This window comes from Photorhabdus namnaonensis, from assembly GCF_001684335.1.
Classification (GTDB): domain Bacteria; phylum Pseudomonadota; class Gammaproteobacteria; order Enterobacterales; family Enterobacteriaceae; genus Photorhabdus; species Photorhabdus namnaonensis.
Genome location: NZ_LOIC01000060.1, coordinates 32,137 through 46,930, shown reverse-complemented (window position 1 = coordinate 46,930; position 14,794 = coordinate 32,137). Strand labels below are relative to the sequence as shown.

General features: G+C 44.4%; 21 protein-coding genes. 14 read left to right on the top strand and 7 right to left on the bottom strand.

Annotation, left to right across the window (positions count from 1 at the left end; translation table 11 throughout):
• A partial coding sequence (locus Phpb_RS24870; protein WP_205634761.1) for an RHS repeat-associated core domain-containing protein occupies positions 1-566 on the top strand: 566 nt, incomplete at its 5' end.
• On the top strand, positions 563-1,000 hold the full coding sequence (locus Phpb_RS10200; RefSeq protein ID WP_065390237.1) for a type IV secretion protein Rhs: 438 nt from the start codon (positions 563-565) through the stop codon (positions 998-1,000). The genes Phpb_RS24870 and Phpb_RS10200, both read left to right, overlap by 4 nt.
• 79 nt (positions 1,001-1,079) lie before the next feature.
• Here Phpb_RS10200 and murA read toward each other — a convergent pair whose 3' ends face one another.
• From murA to mlaF, 7 genes are all read right to left on the bottom strand, one after another.
• Positions 1,080-2,339: a UDP-N-acetylglucosamine 1-carboxyvinyltransferase gene (gene murA, locus Phpb_RS10195; RefSeq protein ID WP_065390236.1), complete on the bottom strand. Its 1,260-nt coding sequence runs from the start codon at positions 2,337-2,339 to the stop codon at positions 1,080-1,082.
• A 51-nt stretch (positions 2,340-2,390) separates the two neighbouring features.
• Positions 2,391-2,645, bottom strand: a complete 255-nt coding sequence (gene ibaG / locus Phpb_RS10190; RefSeq protein WP_011148158.1) for a BolA family iron metabolism protein IbaG — start codon at positions 2,643-2,645, stop codon at positions 2,391-2,393.
• A gap of 273 nt (positions 2,646-2,918) precedes the next feature.
• Positions 2,919-3,212, bottom strand: a complete 294-nt coding sequence (mlaB, locus tag Phpb_RS10185) for a lipid asymmetry maintenance protein MlaB (protein WP_065390235.1) — start codon at positions 3,210-3,212, stop codon at positions 2,919-2,921.
• A gap of 1 nt (position 3,213) precedes the next feature.
• Positions 3,214-3,843: a phospholipid-binding protein MlaC gene (mlaC, locus tag Phpb_RS10180; protein WP_065390234.1), complete on the bottom strand. Its 630-nt coding sequence runs from the start codon at positions 3,841-3,843 to the stop codon at positions 3,214-3,216.
• A 33-nt stretch (positions 3,844-3,876) separates the two neighbouring features.
• Complete coding sequence (gene mlaD / locus Phpb_RS10175) at positions 3,877-4,383, bottom strand: outer membrane lipid asymmetry maintenance protein MlaD (RefSeq protein WP_065390233.1); 507 nt, start codon at positions 4,381-4,383, stop codon at positions 3,877-3,879.
• 4 nt (positions 4,384-4,387) lie between these two features.
• The gene (gene mlaE, locus Phpb_RS10170) at positions 4,388-5,170 is read right to left on the bottom strand and encodes a lipid asymmetry maintenance ABC transporter permease subunit MlaE (protein WP_065390240.1); all 783 of its coding nucleotides are present in this window, start codon (positions 5,168-5,170) and stop codon (positions 4,388-4,390) included.
• A 10-nt stretch (positions 5,171-5,180) separates the two neighbouring features.
• Complete coding sequence (gene mlaF / locus Phpb_RS10165) at positions 5,181-5,984, bottom strand: phospholipid ABC transporter ATP-binding protein MlaF (RefSeq protein ID WP_065390232.1); 804 nt, start codon at positions 5,982-5,984, stop codon at positions 5,181-5,183.
• Positions 5,985-6,212: 228 nt separating this feature from the next.
• On the opposite strand from mlaF, the gene Phpb_RS10160 reads away from it, so the two are divergent.
• The 12 genes from Phpb_RS10160 to rnk all read left to right on the top strand — a co-directional run bounded on the left by Phpb_RS10160 (position 6,213) and on the right by rnk (position 14,778).
• Entirely contained in the window at positions 6,213-7,187 is a 975-nt protein-coding gene (locus tag Phpb_RS10160; RefSeq protein ID WP_065390231.1) for a calcium/sodium antiporter, read from the top strand.
• A gap of 23 nt (positions 7,188-7,210) precedes the next feature.
• A complete protein-coding gene (gene kdsD, locus Phpb_RS10155; RefSeq protein ID WP_065390230.1) occupies positions 7,211-8,179 on the top strand; it encodes an arabinose-5-phosphate isomerase KdsD in 969 nt (322 codons plus the stop codon).
• A 17-nt stretch (positions 8,180-8,196) separates the two neighbouring features.
• A complete protein-coding gene (gene kdsC / locus Phpb_RS10150) occupies positions 8,197-8,760 on the top strand; it encodes a 3-deoxy-manno-octulosonate-8-phosphatase KdsC (RefSeq protein ID WP_065390229.1) in 564 nt (187 codons plus the stop codon).
• A gap of 20 nt (positions 8,761-8,780) precedes the next feature.
• A complete protein-coding gene (gene lptC, locus Phpb_RS10145; RefSeq protein WP_065390228.1) occupies positions 8,781-9,359 on the top strand; it encodes an LPS export ABC transporter periplasmic protein LptC in 579 nt (192 codons plus the stop codon).
• On the top strand, positions 9,340-9,873 hold the full coding sequence (lptA, locus tag Phpb_RS10140; RefSeq protein ID WP_065390227.1) for a lipopolysaccharide ABC transporter substrate-binding protein LptA: 534 nt from the start codon (positions 9,340-9,342) through the stop codon (positions 9,871-9,873). The genes lptC and lptA overlap by 20 nt, the downstream gene beginning before the upstream one ends.
• 8 nt (positions 9,874-9,881) lie before the next feature.
• Positions 9,882-10,607 carry an LPS export ABC transporter ATP-binding protein gene (lptB, locus tag Phpb_RS10135; RefSeq protein WP_065390226.1) on the top strand — a complete coding sequence of 242 codons (726 nt, stop codon included), beginning with the start codon at positions 9,882-9,884 and terminating at the stop codon, positions 10,605-10,607.
• A 26-nt stretch (positions 10,608-10,633) separates the two neighbouring features.
• A complete protein-coding gene (rpoN, locus tag Phpb_RS10130; protein ID WP_065390225.1) occupies positions 10,634-12,073 on the top strand; it encodes an RNA polymerase factor sigma-54 in 1,440 nt (479 codons plus the stop codon).
• A 23-nt stretch (positions 12,074-12,096) separates the two neighbouring features.
• A complete protein-coding gene (hpf, locus tag Phpb_RS10125) occupies positions 12,097-12,384 on the top strand; it encodes a ribosome hibernation promoting factor (RefSeq protein ID WP_036775988.1) in 288 nt (95 codons plus the stop codon).
• 125 nt (positions 12,385-12,509) lie between these two features.
• Positions 12,510-12,977, top strand: coding sequence for a PTS IIA-like nitrogen regulatory protein PtsN (gene ptsN, locus Phpb_RS10120; protein ID WP_065390224.1), 468 nt, complete (start codon positions 12,510-12,512; stop codon positions 12,975-12,977).
• A gap of 74 nt (positions 12,978-13,051) precedes the next feature.
• A complete protein-coding gene (gene rapZ / locus Phpb_RS10115; protein ID WP_021323560.1) occupies positions 13,052-13,903 on the top strand; it encodes an RNase adapter RapZ in 852 nt (283 codons plus the stop codon).
• Between the two features lie 3 nt (positions 13,904-13,906).
• Positions 13,907-14,179, top strand: coding sequence for a PTS phosphocarrier protein NPr (npr, locus tag Phpb_RS10110; protein WP_036809268.1), 273 nt, complete (start codon positions 13,907-13,909; stop codon positions 14,177-14,179).
• Positions 14,180-14,367: 188 nt separating this feature from the next.
• Positions 14,368-14,778 (top strand): nucleoside diphosphate kinase regulator, encoded by a 411-nt coding sequence (gene rnk, locus Phpb_RS10105; RefSeq protein ID WP_065390223.1) that lies wholly within the window; start codon positions 14,368-14,370, stop codon positions 14,776-14,778.
• Positions 14,779-14,794: the final 16 nt, after the last annotated feature.

Sequence of the window (14,794 nt, the reverse complement as noted above, 5' to 3'; positions counted from 1 at the left end):
GGCGGCCGAAGCAGTCCCTGTACGGGCTGCGGCTGGGCGGGCTGGGTGAAAACCCGCCACTGGACCCGGGCCTCCGATTCGCCGGGCAACTTTTTGATGAGGAATCAGGGCTTTGCTACAATCGGCACCGCTATTATTTGCCGGAAGCAGCGTGCTACCTCAGCCCTGACCCTTTGGGGTTAGCAGGAGGAGTAAATCCTTACAGTTACGTGCATAATCCGACGGGTTGGATCGACCCTCTGGGTCTTGCTGGCTGTCCAGCAGTTAGAAACTCGTTTGAGCAAGCTAGAAATAAGGCATTAAATTGGCTTACAGATAGAGAATTTAAAGCAGAGAAAGTGAACACTGGTAAGTTTGGTTCTACAAAGAACCAGCCTGTCGGAATGACTACCGCTGATGGAAAAACAGGTTTTAGAATTGAATATGATGAAAGAAGCGGGGCTCATATTAATGTCTTTAGTGGAAAAGAAAAAGGTGAACATTTCCTTTTTGATGCTACTGAGAAAACAGTCACTAAGCTGCAAAAGCTATTTGATCTTCCATCAAAACCGTGGAGAGGCTCATGACTCTTGATGAAGAAATTAGAAATGAAATCAATCAACAACCTAATCCTCCAGTAATAATAGATGATTGGGAAGAAATAGCCGACTCTTTATCAGATTCTTTTGAATGGAAAGGCTCTAAGATAGATTGGTCAAAAACCAATAATCATCAAAGTTGTTTATATACGAAAGATGATGATTTGGAACTATTAATGAATAAATTTGTTGAAGATCATTCTATTAACAAGGTTATATCTGGCAGTAAAACGATTTATTATATAAATGATTCATCTTTAGACTTTGCAATCGCTATGAATCCAGAGCAATTCCATGCTATTTCTTTGCTTGTTATTAATAATGTGCCACAACATCATTATTTTTTTGATGAAAATAAAAAATGGTGCTTTGTTATTAGCTCTGAGGGATATATAGATTTTGGGTTCTCTAATTTATCCTAAAACATATTAAGAAGGCCGGAAGATCCTAAGTGATCTTCCGGCCTTCTTATGATCTACCGTGGTGCATACCACAGTAAGTCTACGTTGATTTCACTCGTTCAATGTTGGCGCCAAGTCCGCGCAACTTATCTTCGATATGTTCATAACCCCGGTCAATATGATAAATACGGTCAACAACCGTCACGCCTTCTGCAATACACCCCGCAAGAACCAAGCTCGCTGATGCACGTAAATCCGTCGCCATGACCTGAGCACCAGATAATTTTTTAACACCATGACAAAGCACGGTGTTACTTTCAATTTCCGCATGAGCCCCCATCCGAATTAATTCGGGGATATGCATGAAACGGTTTTCGAAAATAGTTTCGGTGATCATCCCTGCACCTTCCGCAACCAAATTCAGCAAGCTGAACTGTGCCTGCATGTCAGTCGGGAAACCAGGGTGCGGAGCAGTACGTAATGTCACCGCTTTAGGGCGTTTACCGTGCATATCGAGGCTTATCCAATCTTTACCAATTTCAATATCAGCACCCGCTTCACGCAATTTAGCCAATACTGCATCCAGCGTATTTGGCTTAGCATGACGGCAAATTACCTTACCACCAGATATCGCCGCCGCAACAAGAAATGTCCCCGTTTCAATCCGATCAGGTAGTACACGATATACGCCGCCACCTAGACGTTCTACACCTTCAATGGTGATATGGTCTGTGCCCGCCCCTGTGATTTTTGCACCCAAGGTATTGAGAAAATTAGCCGTATCTTCGATTTCAGGTTCACGTGCTGCGTTCTCAATAACTGTTGTCCCTTCTGCCAACGTTGCCGCGGTCATAATCGTGACTGTCGCTCCAACGCTGACTTTATCCATCACAATGCAAGCCCCTTTCAGACGTCCATTAACGGAAGCCTTGACGTAGCCCTCTTCCAGAACAATTTCAGCACCTAACTGTTCCAAGCCACTGATATGCAGATCAACCGGGCGGGCGCCAATAGCACAACCACCCGGCAAAGAAACTTGTCCCTGACCAAAACGCGCGACCAAAGGACCTAACGCCCAAATAGACGCTCGCATGGTTTTCACTAGCTCATAAGGCGCACAATATTGATTCACTTCGCGGGCATCTACAAATACTGAACCATTACGTTCAACTTTGGTTCCAAGGCAATTCAATAATTTGATAGTGGTATCAATATCTTTCAATTCTGGAACATTTTGCAACTCAACAGGCTCTTCAGCCAACAACGCGGCGAATAGGATTGGCAGTGCAGCATTTTTTGCCCCGGAAATAGTAACCTCACCCGACAGACGAGTGGGCCCTTTCACACGAAATTTATCCATCTGTGACGACTCTCTTTATATAATTTGCTGTTCGCGGCGAGGCAAACAATATTAAAAACCGTTGAGCTTGCGATCCCGTTTCCAATCATCCGGCGTGTAGGCTTTAATTGACAAGGCATGAATGCGATTATCAGCAATGTATTCCATTAAAGGCGCATAAACGGCTTGCTGCTGTTTTACCCGACTCATGCCGGCAAACATTTCACCAACCACAATAACCTGGAAATGGCTGCCATCTCCGTTAACGATGACTTCATCCAGTGCTAATTTATCCATCAGCACTTGCTTAATCTCATTAGTATCCATAATTGCTCAATGTTCTGTACCCGTCATCTTTCAAGTTGCCTCTTTGTTGGCTGCACTCACTCACCCCGGTCACATAGTTCTCTATGCTCCCGGGGATTCGCTCCCTTGCCGCCGCGATGCATCTTGAAATCCATAGGGTATGTAGTTAGAAATAAATAATAGACAGCCATCTATCCTAATAGAATCCTGCTTATTCTTAAACTATGAAAACGCCCTTGTAGCATTTCTGCTTACAAGGGCGCTGATTATACAGATAATTAATGAGATTATCGGTTAGCTATCAATGATCATTTCTTGCAGATCATAGAGCGTAATCAGGGTGTTAAGCCGTTCATCAATGCCAGAAAAGTGCAATTTATCCCCTCTCTTTTGCATGTGATGTTTGAAACGAACTAAAAGAGCTAACCCGGTAGAATCCACATATTCAAGTTTTGACACATTGATGCTGTCAATATCAGCCAATAATTTCTCTTTTTGCTGCCAGAGAGGAAGCAAACTATCACGATCCAAAGCGCCCTTGAGAATCAATGTTTGCCCTGTTTTTTCCCAGATCAGACTCTCACCCATCTTATTTTTTCTCTTCCAGTGTGATTGGCTGTCGGGCGCTGATTTTAAGCTGCTTAGTCAGTCCCTCAACACCTTGCTGACGCAAGATAGAAGCCCATTCACCCTGTTTAGTTGTAATCATACTAACGCCTTCAGCAATCATATCGAATGCCTGCCAGTCGCCAGTTTTGCTGTTTTTTCGCCACTGGAAATCAAGACGGACAGGAGGACGGCCATTCGGATCAATAATATTGACACGAATAGCAACAACATCGCTGTCCCCCAACGGTTTTTCAGTGTCAATCTGGTAAGTTTGATTGTGATACATTGCCAAAGCCTGCCCATAAGCCTGTTCTAGATAAGATTCAAATGCGGCAAAATAAGCCTTGCGCTGCTCTGGAGTCGTATCTTTATAGTATTTCCCCAGAACCAATGCGCCGGCATATTTGATGTGGACATAGGGCAGTAGTTCTTCTTTCACCACTTGACGCAGATAATCTGGATTTTGACGAATTTGTGATTGGCTGTTTTTCAAACGAGTGAAAGTCTTTTCCGCCGCATCCTGCATCAGCTTATAAGGATTCGTCTGATCAACCGCGCTCGCTAATGGCGCAATAACCAATAGCGCCACCATTAATAATCTCTTCAACATAATCGGTTCCTCTTAATGATATTCAGTTGCTGGCTAAGGTGTCGGCGTATGTTCTGCCCCACTTTGGGCATTATCGCCACTCTTATACAAGAACTGGCCGATAAGATCCTCAAGTACCATTGCTGATTTGGTATCCTGTACGCGATCACCCTCTTTCAGAATACGGGTGTCCATATCGGGATCTTCAAACCCTATATTCAGGGCAATATATTGTTCACCTAATAGGCCAGAAGTACGGATGGAAAGAGAGCTGGTATCAGGGATATGGTCATACTGCTTCATAATATCCAGAGCCACTTGCGGCGTATAAGTTTTTTCATCAAGAGAGATATTTGCAACTCGGCCAATCACCACCCCCCCAATTTTTACCGGTGAGCGCACTTTCAGACCACCGATATTGTCAAAAGTTGCGTACAAACGGTAAGTTGGCTGGTTGCCTACCGATTTAATGTCTGCCACTTTTAGGCATAAAAAGATGATTGCAGCCAGTGCAATCAAGACAAAAAATCCAACCCAAATTTCACTTTTCTTGCTTTGCATTGACTTAGTTCCCGAACATGAGTGCTGTCAGCACAAAATCCAAACCTAAAACTGTTAACGACGCGTGAACCACCGTTCTGGTCGTCGCTCGGCTGATCCCTTCCGAAGTAGGGATCGCGTCATAACCATTGAATAGAGCTATCCAGGTCACAGTAATAGCGAAAACGACACTTTTAATAAAACAATTCAGCAAATCTTTCCGCCACTCGATAGCAGACTGCATTGAAGACCAGAAGAAGCCACTGTCAATCCCCTTCCAATCAACACCAACTATCGCACCTCCCCAAATGCCTACCGCCACAAAAATCAAGGATAATAGCGGCATACTGATAAACCCCGCCCAGAAACGGGGCGCTATCACTCGTCGTAATGGATCTACCGCCATCATCTCCAGGCTGGAAATTTGTTCCGTGGCTTTCATCAAACCGATTTCCGCGGTCAAGGCTGATCCGGCACGGCCTGCAAACAACAGTGCCGTGACCACCGGCCCCAATTCACGCAACAGAGATATCGCCACCATCATACCAAGACTGGCTTCTGCGCTGTATGTCGTCAGTACCAGATACCCCTGTAGGCCAAGCACCATGCCAATAAACAGCCCTGAAACGATAATAATCAACAATGACCGAACACCCACGCTGTAAAGTTGCTGTCGGAGTAACGGCCATTGTTTGGCGGGTTCTGGCCTGCCAATTATCGCGCGGAAAAGCATAAAACCCGCGCGGCCAAAAGAGGCGAATACCTCAATAGCCCGTCGGCCAAGTGCCGCCAGCGCCTGTGTTAACATTAACATCCCATTATCCTAATAACTCAGTTTTATAATCCCCGGCCGGGAAACGGAAAGGTACCGGCCCGTCAGCAATACCATCAAGAAATTGCCGTACTCGTCTATCAGAATTAGACCGCAACTGCTGCGCAGTCCCCTCAGCAATAATCTGTTGTTCAGCGATAATATAAGCGTAATCCGCAATGCTCAGAACTTCCGGTACATCGTGGGAAACCACCACACAAGTCACTCCAAGCGCCTTATTCAGTTCATCAATCAACTTCACCAAAACCCCCATCGTAATCGGGTCCTGACCAACAAAAGGTTCATCAAACATAATCAGATCAGGATCAAGTGCAATAGCACGAGCCAGAGCCGCGCGTCTTGCCATACCACCGGAAAGTTCGGAAGGCATCAAATTCGCGGCGCCACGTAACCCTACCGCCTCTAATTTCATCATTACAGTAGTCTGTATAATTTCCTCAGGCAGGTTCGTATGTTCACGCAGCGGAAAAGCGACGTTCTCAAAGACACTGAGATCAGTGAATAATGCCCCGGATTGAAACAACATACTCATCTTCTTGCGCGCAGCATATAAGCGCGAACGGGATAAAGCAGGAATATTGTCGCCATCAAACCAGATTTCTCCGCGTTCAGGACGTAACTGACCGCCAATCAATCGTAATAGTGTTGTTTTCCCTATCCCAGAAGGCCCCATAATCGCAGTGACTTTCCCTCTAGGCACAACTAGATTAATATCAGCAAAAATCGAACGGTTACCACGGGTAAAATACATACCACGGATCTCGATGAGATTTGCTGTCTGTTGGTTCATTATTGATAGCCCTTAACGGTTAATAAATTGGCTTTAATATTTGGTTCACATATTAATCACATATACTACAAAAAAACTGGGGGATTTTCGCCATTAATGTGATGACAAATTTTACTTTTCTATTCGCCGCCGTCAGAATGTATCCCATCTCACTGGGCAGGCAATTTTTGTTTAGAAAATCAACCAGCGTTAACATTAATTCGGAATATACCTTACAAAGGACGCTTCATGCTTCTGACCTTTTTACTTTTAATTACCGGATTGATTTTACTGGTATATGGTTCCGATAGATTAGTATATGGCGCTGCAATTTTTGCCCGTACTCTGGGGCTGCCTCCATTTATTATTGGTATTACCATTGTTGGCATTGGAACTTCCCTGCCCGAATTAATGGTTTCAGTTACTGCCATGCTAGATAGCCAACCGGATATGGCGGTGGGTAATGTTATTGGCTCCAACATTACTAATCTGCTACTGATAACCGGTGCCGCCGCATTTATTCGCCCAATGGTAGTAAAATCAGATATTTTGCGGCAGGAGCTGCTGTTGATGCTATTGCTCACCGCCTTCTGTGGTTATTTGATGAGTGATAACTATCTCAGCCGGATGGATGGATTGGTATTGCTCACTTCCGCCATAGTGTATATTTTGCTGATGATCAAAATGGTTGCTCTACCACGCCGTGCCGAAACGGATATTTACACGCAGGAACAGGCCGCCGAATTACCGGTAGAAGGCAATAAACACATTGCCCTACTTTGGATTCTATTAGGGCTACTTATTTTACCTATGGCAACTCGCATGGTTATTGATAATGCAACTGTTATTGCCCGCATTTATGGTATTAGTGAATTAGTTATCGGGCTTACTGTACTTGCGGTCGGTACCAGCCTGCCAGAATTAGCAACCTCGATCGCAGCCGCATTCAAAGGTGAAGATAACATTGCATTCGGAAATATTATAGGTTCAAATATATTCAATATATCAACTGTTTTGGGCCTTCCCGCATTACTCTCACCAGCAGCTATTTCTCCTGAATCTTTCCGTCGTGACTTTTGGGTAATGATGGTAGCCAGCATAATATTTACTGCATTTTGTTTGGGTCGTAAACACCGATTAAACCGATTTAAAGGTGTCCTGTTATTAAGCTGTTTTATCGCTTATTTTATCATACTGTTTATTTCCGATTACAGCGTTGAATAAACACAAATAAGTAGGAAAAAGAAATGCCTAAGATTGATTTTCAGCAAGCGGGTAAAAAAGTATTAGACATAGAACGTGATGGATTGGCAGAACTTGTACAATATATTAATGAAGATTTTGCTCGTACCTGTGAACTGATGTTCAACTGCGAAGGTAAAGTGATTATCATGGGGATGGGCAAATCCGGCCACATTGGGTGTAAAATTGCTGCGACTTTCGCCAGCACCGGTACTCCATCCTTTTTCGTTCATCCGGGAGAAGCCAGCCACGGCGACCTCGGCATGATTACACCTAAAGATATTGTTTTAGCCATCTCAAATTCTGGTGAGTCCAGTGAAATTTTGTCACTGATCCCGGCATTAAAACGCCAAAAAATTCCCCTTATCTGCATGACTAATAATTACCACAGTAGTATGGGGAAAGCCGCAGATATCCACCTGTGTATCAAAGTTCCACAGGAAGCCTGTCCTCTAGGTTTGGCTCCTACAACCAGTACTACTGCAACGTTGGTTATGGGCGACGCTTTAGCGGTTGCATTGCTCCAGGCACGCGGCTTTACCGCTGAAGATTTCGCCCTATCACATCCAGGCGGCACTCTTGGACGCAAACTTTTGTTACTGGTGAGTGATTTGATGAATACAGGCGATGATATTCCAAAAGTTCATCGTGATGCGTCCTTACGGGAAGCACTACTCGAAATCACCCGACAAAAATTAGGTATGACCGTCATTTGCGATGAAAATATGTATATTGATGGTATTTTTACTGATGGTGACTTACGGCGAGTGTTTGATATGGGAGTCGATTTGTACAATGTCAAAATTTCGGATGTTATGACAACAGGTGGTATCCGTATCAAACCGCATACCCTTGCAGTTGATGCATTGAACCTAATGCAGTCGCACCATATCACCTCTTTACTGGTCGCAGAGGAAAATAAATTGCTTGGGGTATTACATATGCATGACCTGCTGCAAGCTGGTGTGGTTTAACCGGAGAAAACGCCTTAATGAGCCAATTAGTTTATTTGGACACCTGTTATGGTCCAGTGAGTAAAGATGTTATTGAAAAAGCCCGCAAAATCCGCTTGTTGATTTGCGACGTTGACGGTGTTCTGTCCGATGGCTTGATATATATGGGCAATAATGGTGAAGAGTTAAAAACATTTAATGTTCGGGATGGTTACGGCATTCGCTGCTTAATTACTTCAGGAATCGAAGTCGCTATTATTACCGGCCGTACAGCGAAATTGCTGGAAGATCGAGCAAACACACTAGGGATTACACATCTTTACCAAGGACAAAGTGATAAGGTTTTGGCGTACAAAGAATTGTTAGATAAACTGGGATTAAAACCAGAACAGGTTGCTTACATCGGTGATGATCTGATTGATTGGCCGGTCATGGAACAAGTGGGGTTATCTGTCGCTGTGGCAGATGCACATCCATTACTCTTGCCAAAAGCGAATTATGTCACCCAAATTGCAGGGGGACGTGGTGCGGTAAGGGAACTTTGTGATTTGGTGCTTTTCGCTCAGAATAAGCTGGAAGAGGCCAAAGGATTATCAATATAGTAGGTTGAAGTGAAACAAGAATGGATAGAATCAAATCCTGGTCGGTGATAACTCTGATATTAATCATCCTGGCGTTAATTGGCTGGAACTTATCTGATTCAGATGAGATTAAATCATCTTCTGCTACAGATAACAGTCAGCCAACCTATCAAAGTCAGGAAGCTATAACTTTTGTTTATGACCCTACGGGGAAACTGACGTATAAACTGGTCGCTGATGACGTCCAAAATTATGCAGAGTCAAAACTTACCTGGTTTACCAAACCAGTGTTGATTACTTATGACTCAAATGCCATTGCTACATGGACAGTTCGAGCTAACAAAGCCAAACTGACTAATGACAGAATGCTCTATCTTTACGGAGACGTACAGGTTGACAGTCTGACTAATACGTCACAATTACAACGTATTACCACAGAGAACGCTATCATCAACCTGGTAACTCAGGATGTTTCATCTGACGATCAGGTCACACTGATTGGGGTCGGGCTAAAATCCGTCGGTATGAAAATGCGCGGCAATCTGCGGAACAAAACCGCTGAACTGATTGAAAAGGTTAACACCTACTATGAAATCCAACATGAAAAACAGAATCCGTAATGCTTTTATTGCCAGCGCCATCTTTGCAGTCAGCCTTCCTGCTCTGGCACTGAAAGATGACACCCAGAAACCTATTTCTATCGATTCTGTTAAACAAGCCCTTGACATGACAGGGAACACTGCCACATTTACAGAAGATGTGATCGTTAAACAAGGTTCCATCGATATCCGCGCTGACAAAGTTGTTGTAACTCGTCCAGACGGCGACTCTAAGAAAATGATTATTGAAGCATTTGGTAATCCGGTCACTTTCTATCAGCTACAGGACAATGGCAAACCAATCAAGGGCCGCGGTTCTAAAATGCGTTACGAAATGGATAAAGAGCTGGTTACACTGACTGGCAATGCCTATTTGGAACAGCTAGACAGCAATATAAAAGGCGATCGTATCACCTATCTAGTCCCAACTCAGCAGATGGAAGCGTTTAGTGATAAAGGTAAACGAGTGACAACCGTCCTTCTCCCTTCTCAATTACAAGAAGAAAGCCCTGGGGCTAATAACAAGAGTAAATAACGATATATATGGCAATACTAAACGCAGAAAACCTGGCAAAAGCTTACAAAGGCCGTAAGGTCGTTGAAAATGTCAGCCTAAACGTGAGTTCCGGCGAAATTGTTGGCCTGCTTGGTCCGAACGGCGCCGGGAAAACGACGACTTTCTATATGGTCGTCGGTATCGTTTCACGGGATGCCGGGACAATCACCATTGATAATGAAGATATTAGCCTACTGCCACTTCACGAACGGGCACGCCGTGGTATTGGTTATTTGCCTCAGGAAGCTTCTATTTTCCGCCGTCTAAGCGTATTCGATAACCTGATGGCTGTATTGGAAATCCGCCAGGATCTGACTCAAGAGCAACGAAAAGAACGTGCCGAAGAGCTGATGGAAGAGTTCCATATCAGCCATCTACGTGACAGTCTTGGCCAATCGCTTTCCGGAGGTGAACGCCGCCGCGTAGAGATTGCCAGAGCGCTCTCAGCCAATCCTAAATTTATTTTGCTGGATGAGCCTTTTGCCGGCGTAGATCCTATCTCGGTCATCGATATCAAGAAAATCATTCAGCATTTGAGAGATTATGGGCTAGGGGTCCTTATCACAGACCACAATGTCCGTGAAACATTGGATGTATGCGAACGTGCTTATATTGTCAGCCAAGGGCATCTGATTGCTCACGGCACACCTAATGATATTCTTAATAATGAACAGGTGAAGCGCGTTTATTTAGGCGAAGGTTTCCGGCTCTAATTAGCCAGGAGAATTGATTTAACGCTATGAAGCAAAGTTTGCAACTCAGGCTTAGTCAGCAACTGGCTATGACACCACAGCTCCAACAAGCTATTCGTTTGTTGCAACTTTCTACGCTTGAACTCCAGCAGGAAATACAACAAGCGCTAGAAATGAACCCTTTGCTTGAACAGGATGAAGATCATCAGGAAATCGGCAATCAGGAACTTCCCGATAACGAAACGGAAGCTATGGATACGCTTGATGCCTTGCAACAAAAGGATATGCCAGACGAGTTACCCTTGGATGCCAGTTGGGATGAAATTTACACCGCTGGCACACCTTCCGGGACACGTAATGACTATAACGACGACGAACTGCCGCTTTACCAAGGTGAAACCGTTCAAACCTTGCAAGACTATTTAATGTGGCAAGCAGAGCTCACCCCTTTCACGGAAACAGATGCGGCCATTGCGACATCAATCATTGATGCCGTAGATGACACTGGCTATCTCACTGTGCCATTAGAAGATATTCTTGCCAGCATTGGCGACGATCAACTCACTCTAGAAGAAGTGGAAGCGGTGCTAAAACGGATACAACATTTCGATCCTATCGGTGTCGCCGCTCGTGATTTAAAAGATTGTCTACTGGTCCAGCTATCAATGCTTCCGCCAGAAACACCTTGTCTGAAAGAGGCAAAACTGATCGTTTGCGAACATCTGGAGCTATTAGGTCATCGGGATTTCCGCAATTTAATCCGTCTGAGTCATTTGAAAGAAGATACTCTGAAAGAGGTCATCAGTTTAATCCAGTCACTTGAACCGAAGCCCGGTCTGGCAATAAACACTGGCGAATCTGAATACGTCATCCCCGATGTACTGGTTCGAAAAGAGAGCGAACACTGGCAAGTAGAATTAAATACAGATAGTATCCCCCGTTTACACATTAATCAGCATTATGCAGAGCTTGGGCAACATACGCGCAATGAAAGTGACAGTCAGTTTATCCGTAATAACCTACAAGAGGCTAGATGGCTTATCAAAAGCCTGGAAAGCCGGAATGATACTTTGCTGAAAGTCGCGCGTTGCATTGTAGAGCAGCAACAGGAATTTTTTGAGCGTGGTGAAGAACATATGAAACCTATGGTTTTAGCTGACATTGCTTTCCAGGTTGATATGCATGAATCTACCATTTCCAGGGTGACTACCCAGAAATTCCTGCACAGCTCACGTGGTATTTTTGAATTGAAGTATTTTTTCTCCAGCCATGTCAATACAGAAAGTGGAGGCGAAGCCTCTTCAACTGCAATACGGGCTTTGGTGAAAAAACTGGTAGCAGCGGAAAACCCCGCCAAACCATTAAGTGACAGCAAACTGACGAGCATGCTAGCCGATCAAGGCATCATGGTTGCCCGACGGACTGTCACAAAATATCGAGAGTCGTTATCCATTCCGCCATCAAACCAACGTAAGCGTCTGGTTTGAAATGAACAGAGAAGGAAGACAATATGCAACTCAAAATAACCGGCCACAATATTGAAATTACTGATGCGTTACGCGACATTATCACGGCGAAATGCAGCAAACTGGATCAATATTTCGACAGGATCAACCTGACTCAGGTAATCCTCCGAGTGGAAAAGGTACAACAAATCGCCGAAGCTACTGTACACATTAACGGAGGTGAGTTGCACGCATCATCAGAACATGAAGATATGTATGCAGCAATTGATGGTCTGGTCGATAAACTGGCGCGTCAATTAACCAAACATAAAGACAAACTGAGACATCATTAACAGTTATTTAACAAAGAATGTAGTAACAACAGCGGAGTATTGCTGTAAAACAGTGCGCAAATACCGGATGTCACAGATATTCTATGGCATCCGGTATCAATGAGGCACCTAAGTGAATATAAAAAATGAATAATCAAGCAGATTTACTACTAAGCTCTGTGCTTTCCCTCACATGTACGCGCAATAATGTACATTGTTCGAGCAAAAAACGGGCTTTAGAGATTATCAGTGAGCTAGCATCTCAGCAGCTTAAGTTACCAGAAAATGTCGTATTCGAAGCAATATTAACCAGAGAAAAAGTAGGTACTACTGGAATTGGCAGTGGTATCGCTATCCCTCACGGTAAATTAGATGCAGAAAGCTCAGATCAAGCAGTCGGCGTTTTCCTAAATCTGGAACACCCCATTGCTTTTGATGCTATTGATAATCAACCAGTTGATTTGCTGTTTGCTTTACTGGTTCCAAGTGATCAATGCCAGACGCACTTACACACATTGTCATTGATCGCCAAACGTCTTGCAGATAAAAACCTCTGTCGCCGTTTAAGATCGGCACAAAGTGATGAAGAATTATACTCAATTATCACTGAATAACTGTTGCAGTGCATGGAGAGCAACAGATAAGAGTGGCTCATAATAACCACTGAGAAATTAAGGGGAGTCGCCTCATGGTGCTGATGATAGTCAGTGGCCGTTCCGGTTCAGGTAAATCCGTCGCCTTGCGCGCACTGGAAGACATGGGTTTTTATTGTGTAGACAACTTGCCGGTAGTATTACTACCAGAATTAGCAAATACGTTGGCTGACCGCGATATTTCCGCCGCAGTGAGTATTGATGTAAGAAACATGCCGGAATCTCCTGAGGTCTTCGAAGAAGCCTTGACTAAACTACCTGCGAGTTTCTCACCGCAATTACTGTTTCTTGACGCTGACCGTAACACGCTGATCCGCCGTTATAGCGACACTCGCCGTCTGCATCCGCTATCAAGCAAAAACCTTTCTCTGGAAAGCGCGATTGATCAAGAAAGCGATCTGCTGGAACCCCTTCGTTCAAGAGCGGATCTGATTATCGACACTTCCGAAATGTCAGTCCATGAATTAGCTGAGATGCTAAGAACGCGTCTGCTAGGCAAACGGGAACGTGAGTTGACAATGGTGTTTGAGTCTTTCGGCTTCAAGCATGGCATTCCAATTGATGCCGACTATGTTTTTGACGTACGTTTCTTACCAAACCCACACTGGGACCCTAAATTACGGCCAATGACCGGCCTTGATCGTCCCGTAGCCGCTTTCCTCGACCGTCATACGGAAGTGCATAACTTTATCTATCAAACCCGCAGTTATCTTGAACTCTGGCTGCCTATGCTTGAAACCAATAACCGCAGCTATCTGACCGTGGCTATTGGCTGTACCGGCGGTAAACATCGTTCCGTTTACGTGGCAGAACAGTTGGCCGATTACTTTCGCTCCCGAGGCAAAAACGTACAGTCGCGCCACCGTACTCTCGAAAAGCGAAAATAAATAATGACAGTCAAGCAGAGGCTTGAAATCAAAAATCGGCTGGGAATGCACGCCCGGCCAGCAATGAAGCTGTATGATTTAGTACAGCTCTTTGAGTCTCATGTTGTTTTACGCAATGATAGCCATGTTGAAGCCGAAGCTAGCAGTGTAATTGCTATGCTGATGCTGGATTCAGAAAAAGGCAGCTATATTGAAGTTGAAGCCAGCGGCCCAGATGAAGAACAGGCTCTCGCCGCCATTATTAATCTATTTAATTCGGGATTTGACGAAGAATAACGTTGCTCACTCACCTGTGGATTATCATATCCTTTACTGTTTTCATTAGCAGCACAAAACAGTTCGTGATCATGATCTCTTTCTTTTCCAGTAAGAACAGCCTACTATCAGGTTAACCATTTTAAATAACACCCCCCTCCTTATGGTGCGGGGTGTTATTTTGTGTTGGAGTCCATTTGGAGTGTGGTATGACTAAACCAGCAATTATCATCAACGAATTAGACGCAGAACGTTTAGATTCCCTGTTGGAACAGCCAGCGTTTGCAGATACTAGTATCGCTGACGCTTTAAATGAGGAGCTGGATCGTGCAGAGATTGTACCTCCAGCAGAAATTCCATCAGATGTTGTAACAATGAACAGCCGGGTTCGTTTTCTTGACCTAACAAGCAATGAAGAGCGGGTACGTACTTTAGTTTATCCAGCGTCACTGCAAGACAGTTCAGATCAGCTCTCTGTTATGGCTCCTTTAGGAGCTGCAATATTGGGCCTTCGTATCGGCGACGAAATCAGTTGGGCATTGCCAAACGGCGAAGAAACCCGAGTCAAAGTATTAGAATTACTTTACCAGCCAGAAGCTGCCGGCGATCTCCATCGTTAATTCAGCCAGCCCATTT

Excerpts from the sequence above, each read along its gene's own strand:
- Phpb_RS10200 (WP_065390237.1), top strand. The coding sequence starts at position 563 with ATGACTCTTGATGAAGAAATTAGAAATGAAATCAATCAACAACCTAAT.
- murA (WP_065390236.1), bottom strand. The coding sequence starts at position 2,339 with ATGGATAAATTTCGTGTGAAAGGGCCCACTCGTCTGTCGGGTGAGGTT.
- ibaG (WP_011148158.1), bottom strand. The coding sequence starts at position 2,645 with ATGGATACTAATGAGATTAAGCAAGTGCTGATGGATAAATTAGCACTG.
- mlaB (WP_065390235.1), bottom strand. The coding sequence starts at position 3,212 with ATGGGTGAGAGTCTGATCTGGGAAAAAACAGGGCAAACATTGATTCTC.
- mlaC (WP_065390234.1), bottom strand. The coding sequence starts at position 3,843 with ATGTTGAAGAGATTATTAATGGTGGCGCTATTGGTTATTGCGCCATTA.
- mlaD (WP_065390233.1), bottom strand. The coding sequence starts at position 4,383 with ATGCAAAGCAAGAAAAGTGAAATTTGGGTTGGATTTTTTGTCTTGATT.
- mlaE (WP_065390240.1), bottom strand. The coding sequence starts at position 5,170 with ATGTTAACACAGGCGCTGGCGGCACTTGGCCGACGGGCTATTGAGGTA.
- mlaF (WP_065390232.1), bottom strand. The coding sequence starts at position 5,984 with ATGAACCAACAGACAGCAAATCTCATCGAGATCCGTGGTATGTATTTT.
- Phpb_RS10160 (WP_065390231.1), top strand. The coding sequence starts at position 6,213 with ATGCTTCTGACCTTTTTACTTTTAATTACCGGATTGATTTTACTGGTA.
- kdsD (WP_065390230.1), top strand. The coding sequence starts at position 7,211 with ATGCCTAAGATTGATTTTCAGCAAGCGGGTAAAAAAGTATTAGACATA.
- kdsC (WP_065390229.1), top strand. The coding sequence starts at position 8,197 with ATGAGCCAATTAGTTTATTTGGACACCTGTTATGGTCCAGTGAGTAAA.
- lptC (WP_065390228.1), top strand. The coding sequence starts at position 8,781 with ATGGATAGAATCAAATCCTGGTCGGTGATAACTCTGATATTAATCATC.
- lptA (WP_065390227.1), top strand. The coding sequence starts at position 9,340 with ATGAAAAACAGAATCCGTAATGCTTTTATTGCCAGCGCCATCTTTGCA.
- lptB (WP_065390226.1), top strand. The coding sequence starts at position 9,882 with ATGGCAATACTAAACGCAGAAAACCTGGCAAAAGCTTACAAAGGCCGT.
- rpoN (WP_065390225.1), top strand. The coding sequence starts at position 10,634 with ATGAAGCAAAGTTTGCAACTCAGGCTTAGTCAGCAACTGGCTATGACA.
- hpf (WP_036775988.1), top strand. The coding sequence starts at position 12,097 with ATGCAACTCAAAATAACCGGCCACAATATTGAAATTACTGATGCGTTA.
- ptsN (WP_065390224.1), top strand. The coding sequence starts at position 12,510 with ATGAATAATCAAGCAGATTTACTACTAAGCTCTGTGCTTTCCCTCACA.
- rapZ (WP_021323560.1), top strand. The coding sequence starts at position 13,052 with ATGGTGCTGATGATAGTCAGTGGCCGTTCCGGTTCAGGTAAATCCGTC.
- npr (WP_036809268.1), top strand. The coding sequence starts at position 13,907 with ATGACAGTCAAGCAGAGGCTTGAAATCAAAAATCGGCTGGGAATGCAC.
- rnk (WP_065390223.1), top strand. The coding sequence starts at position 14,368 with ATGACTAAACCAGCAATTATCATCAACGAATTAGACGCAGAACGTTTA.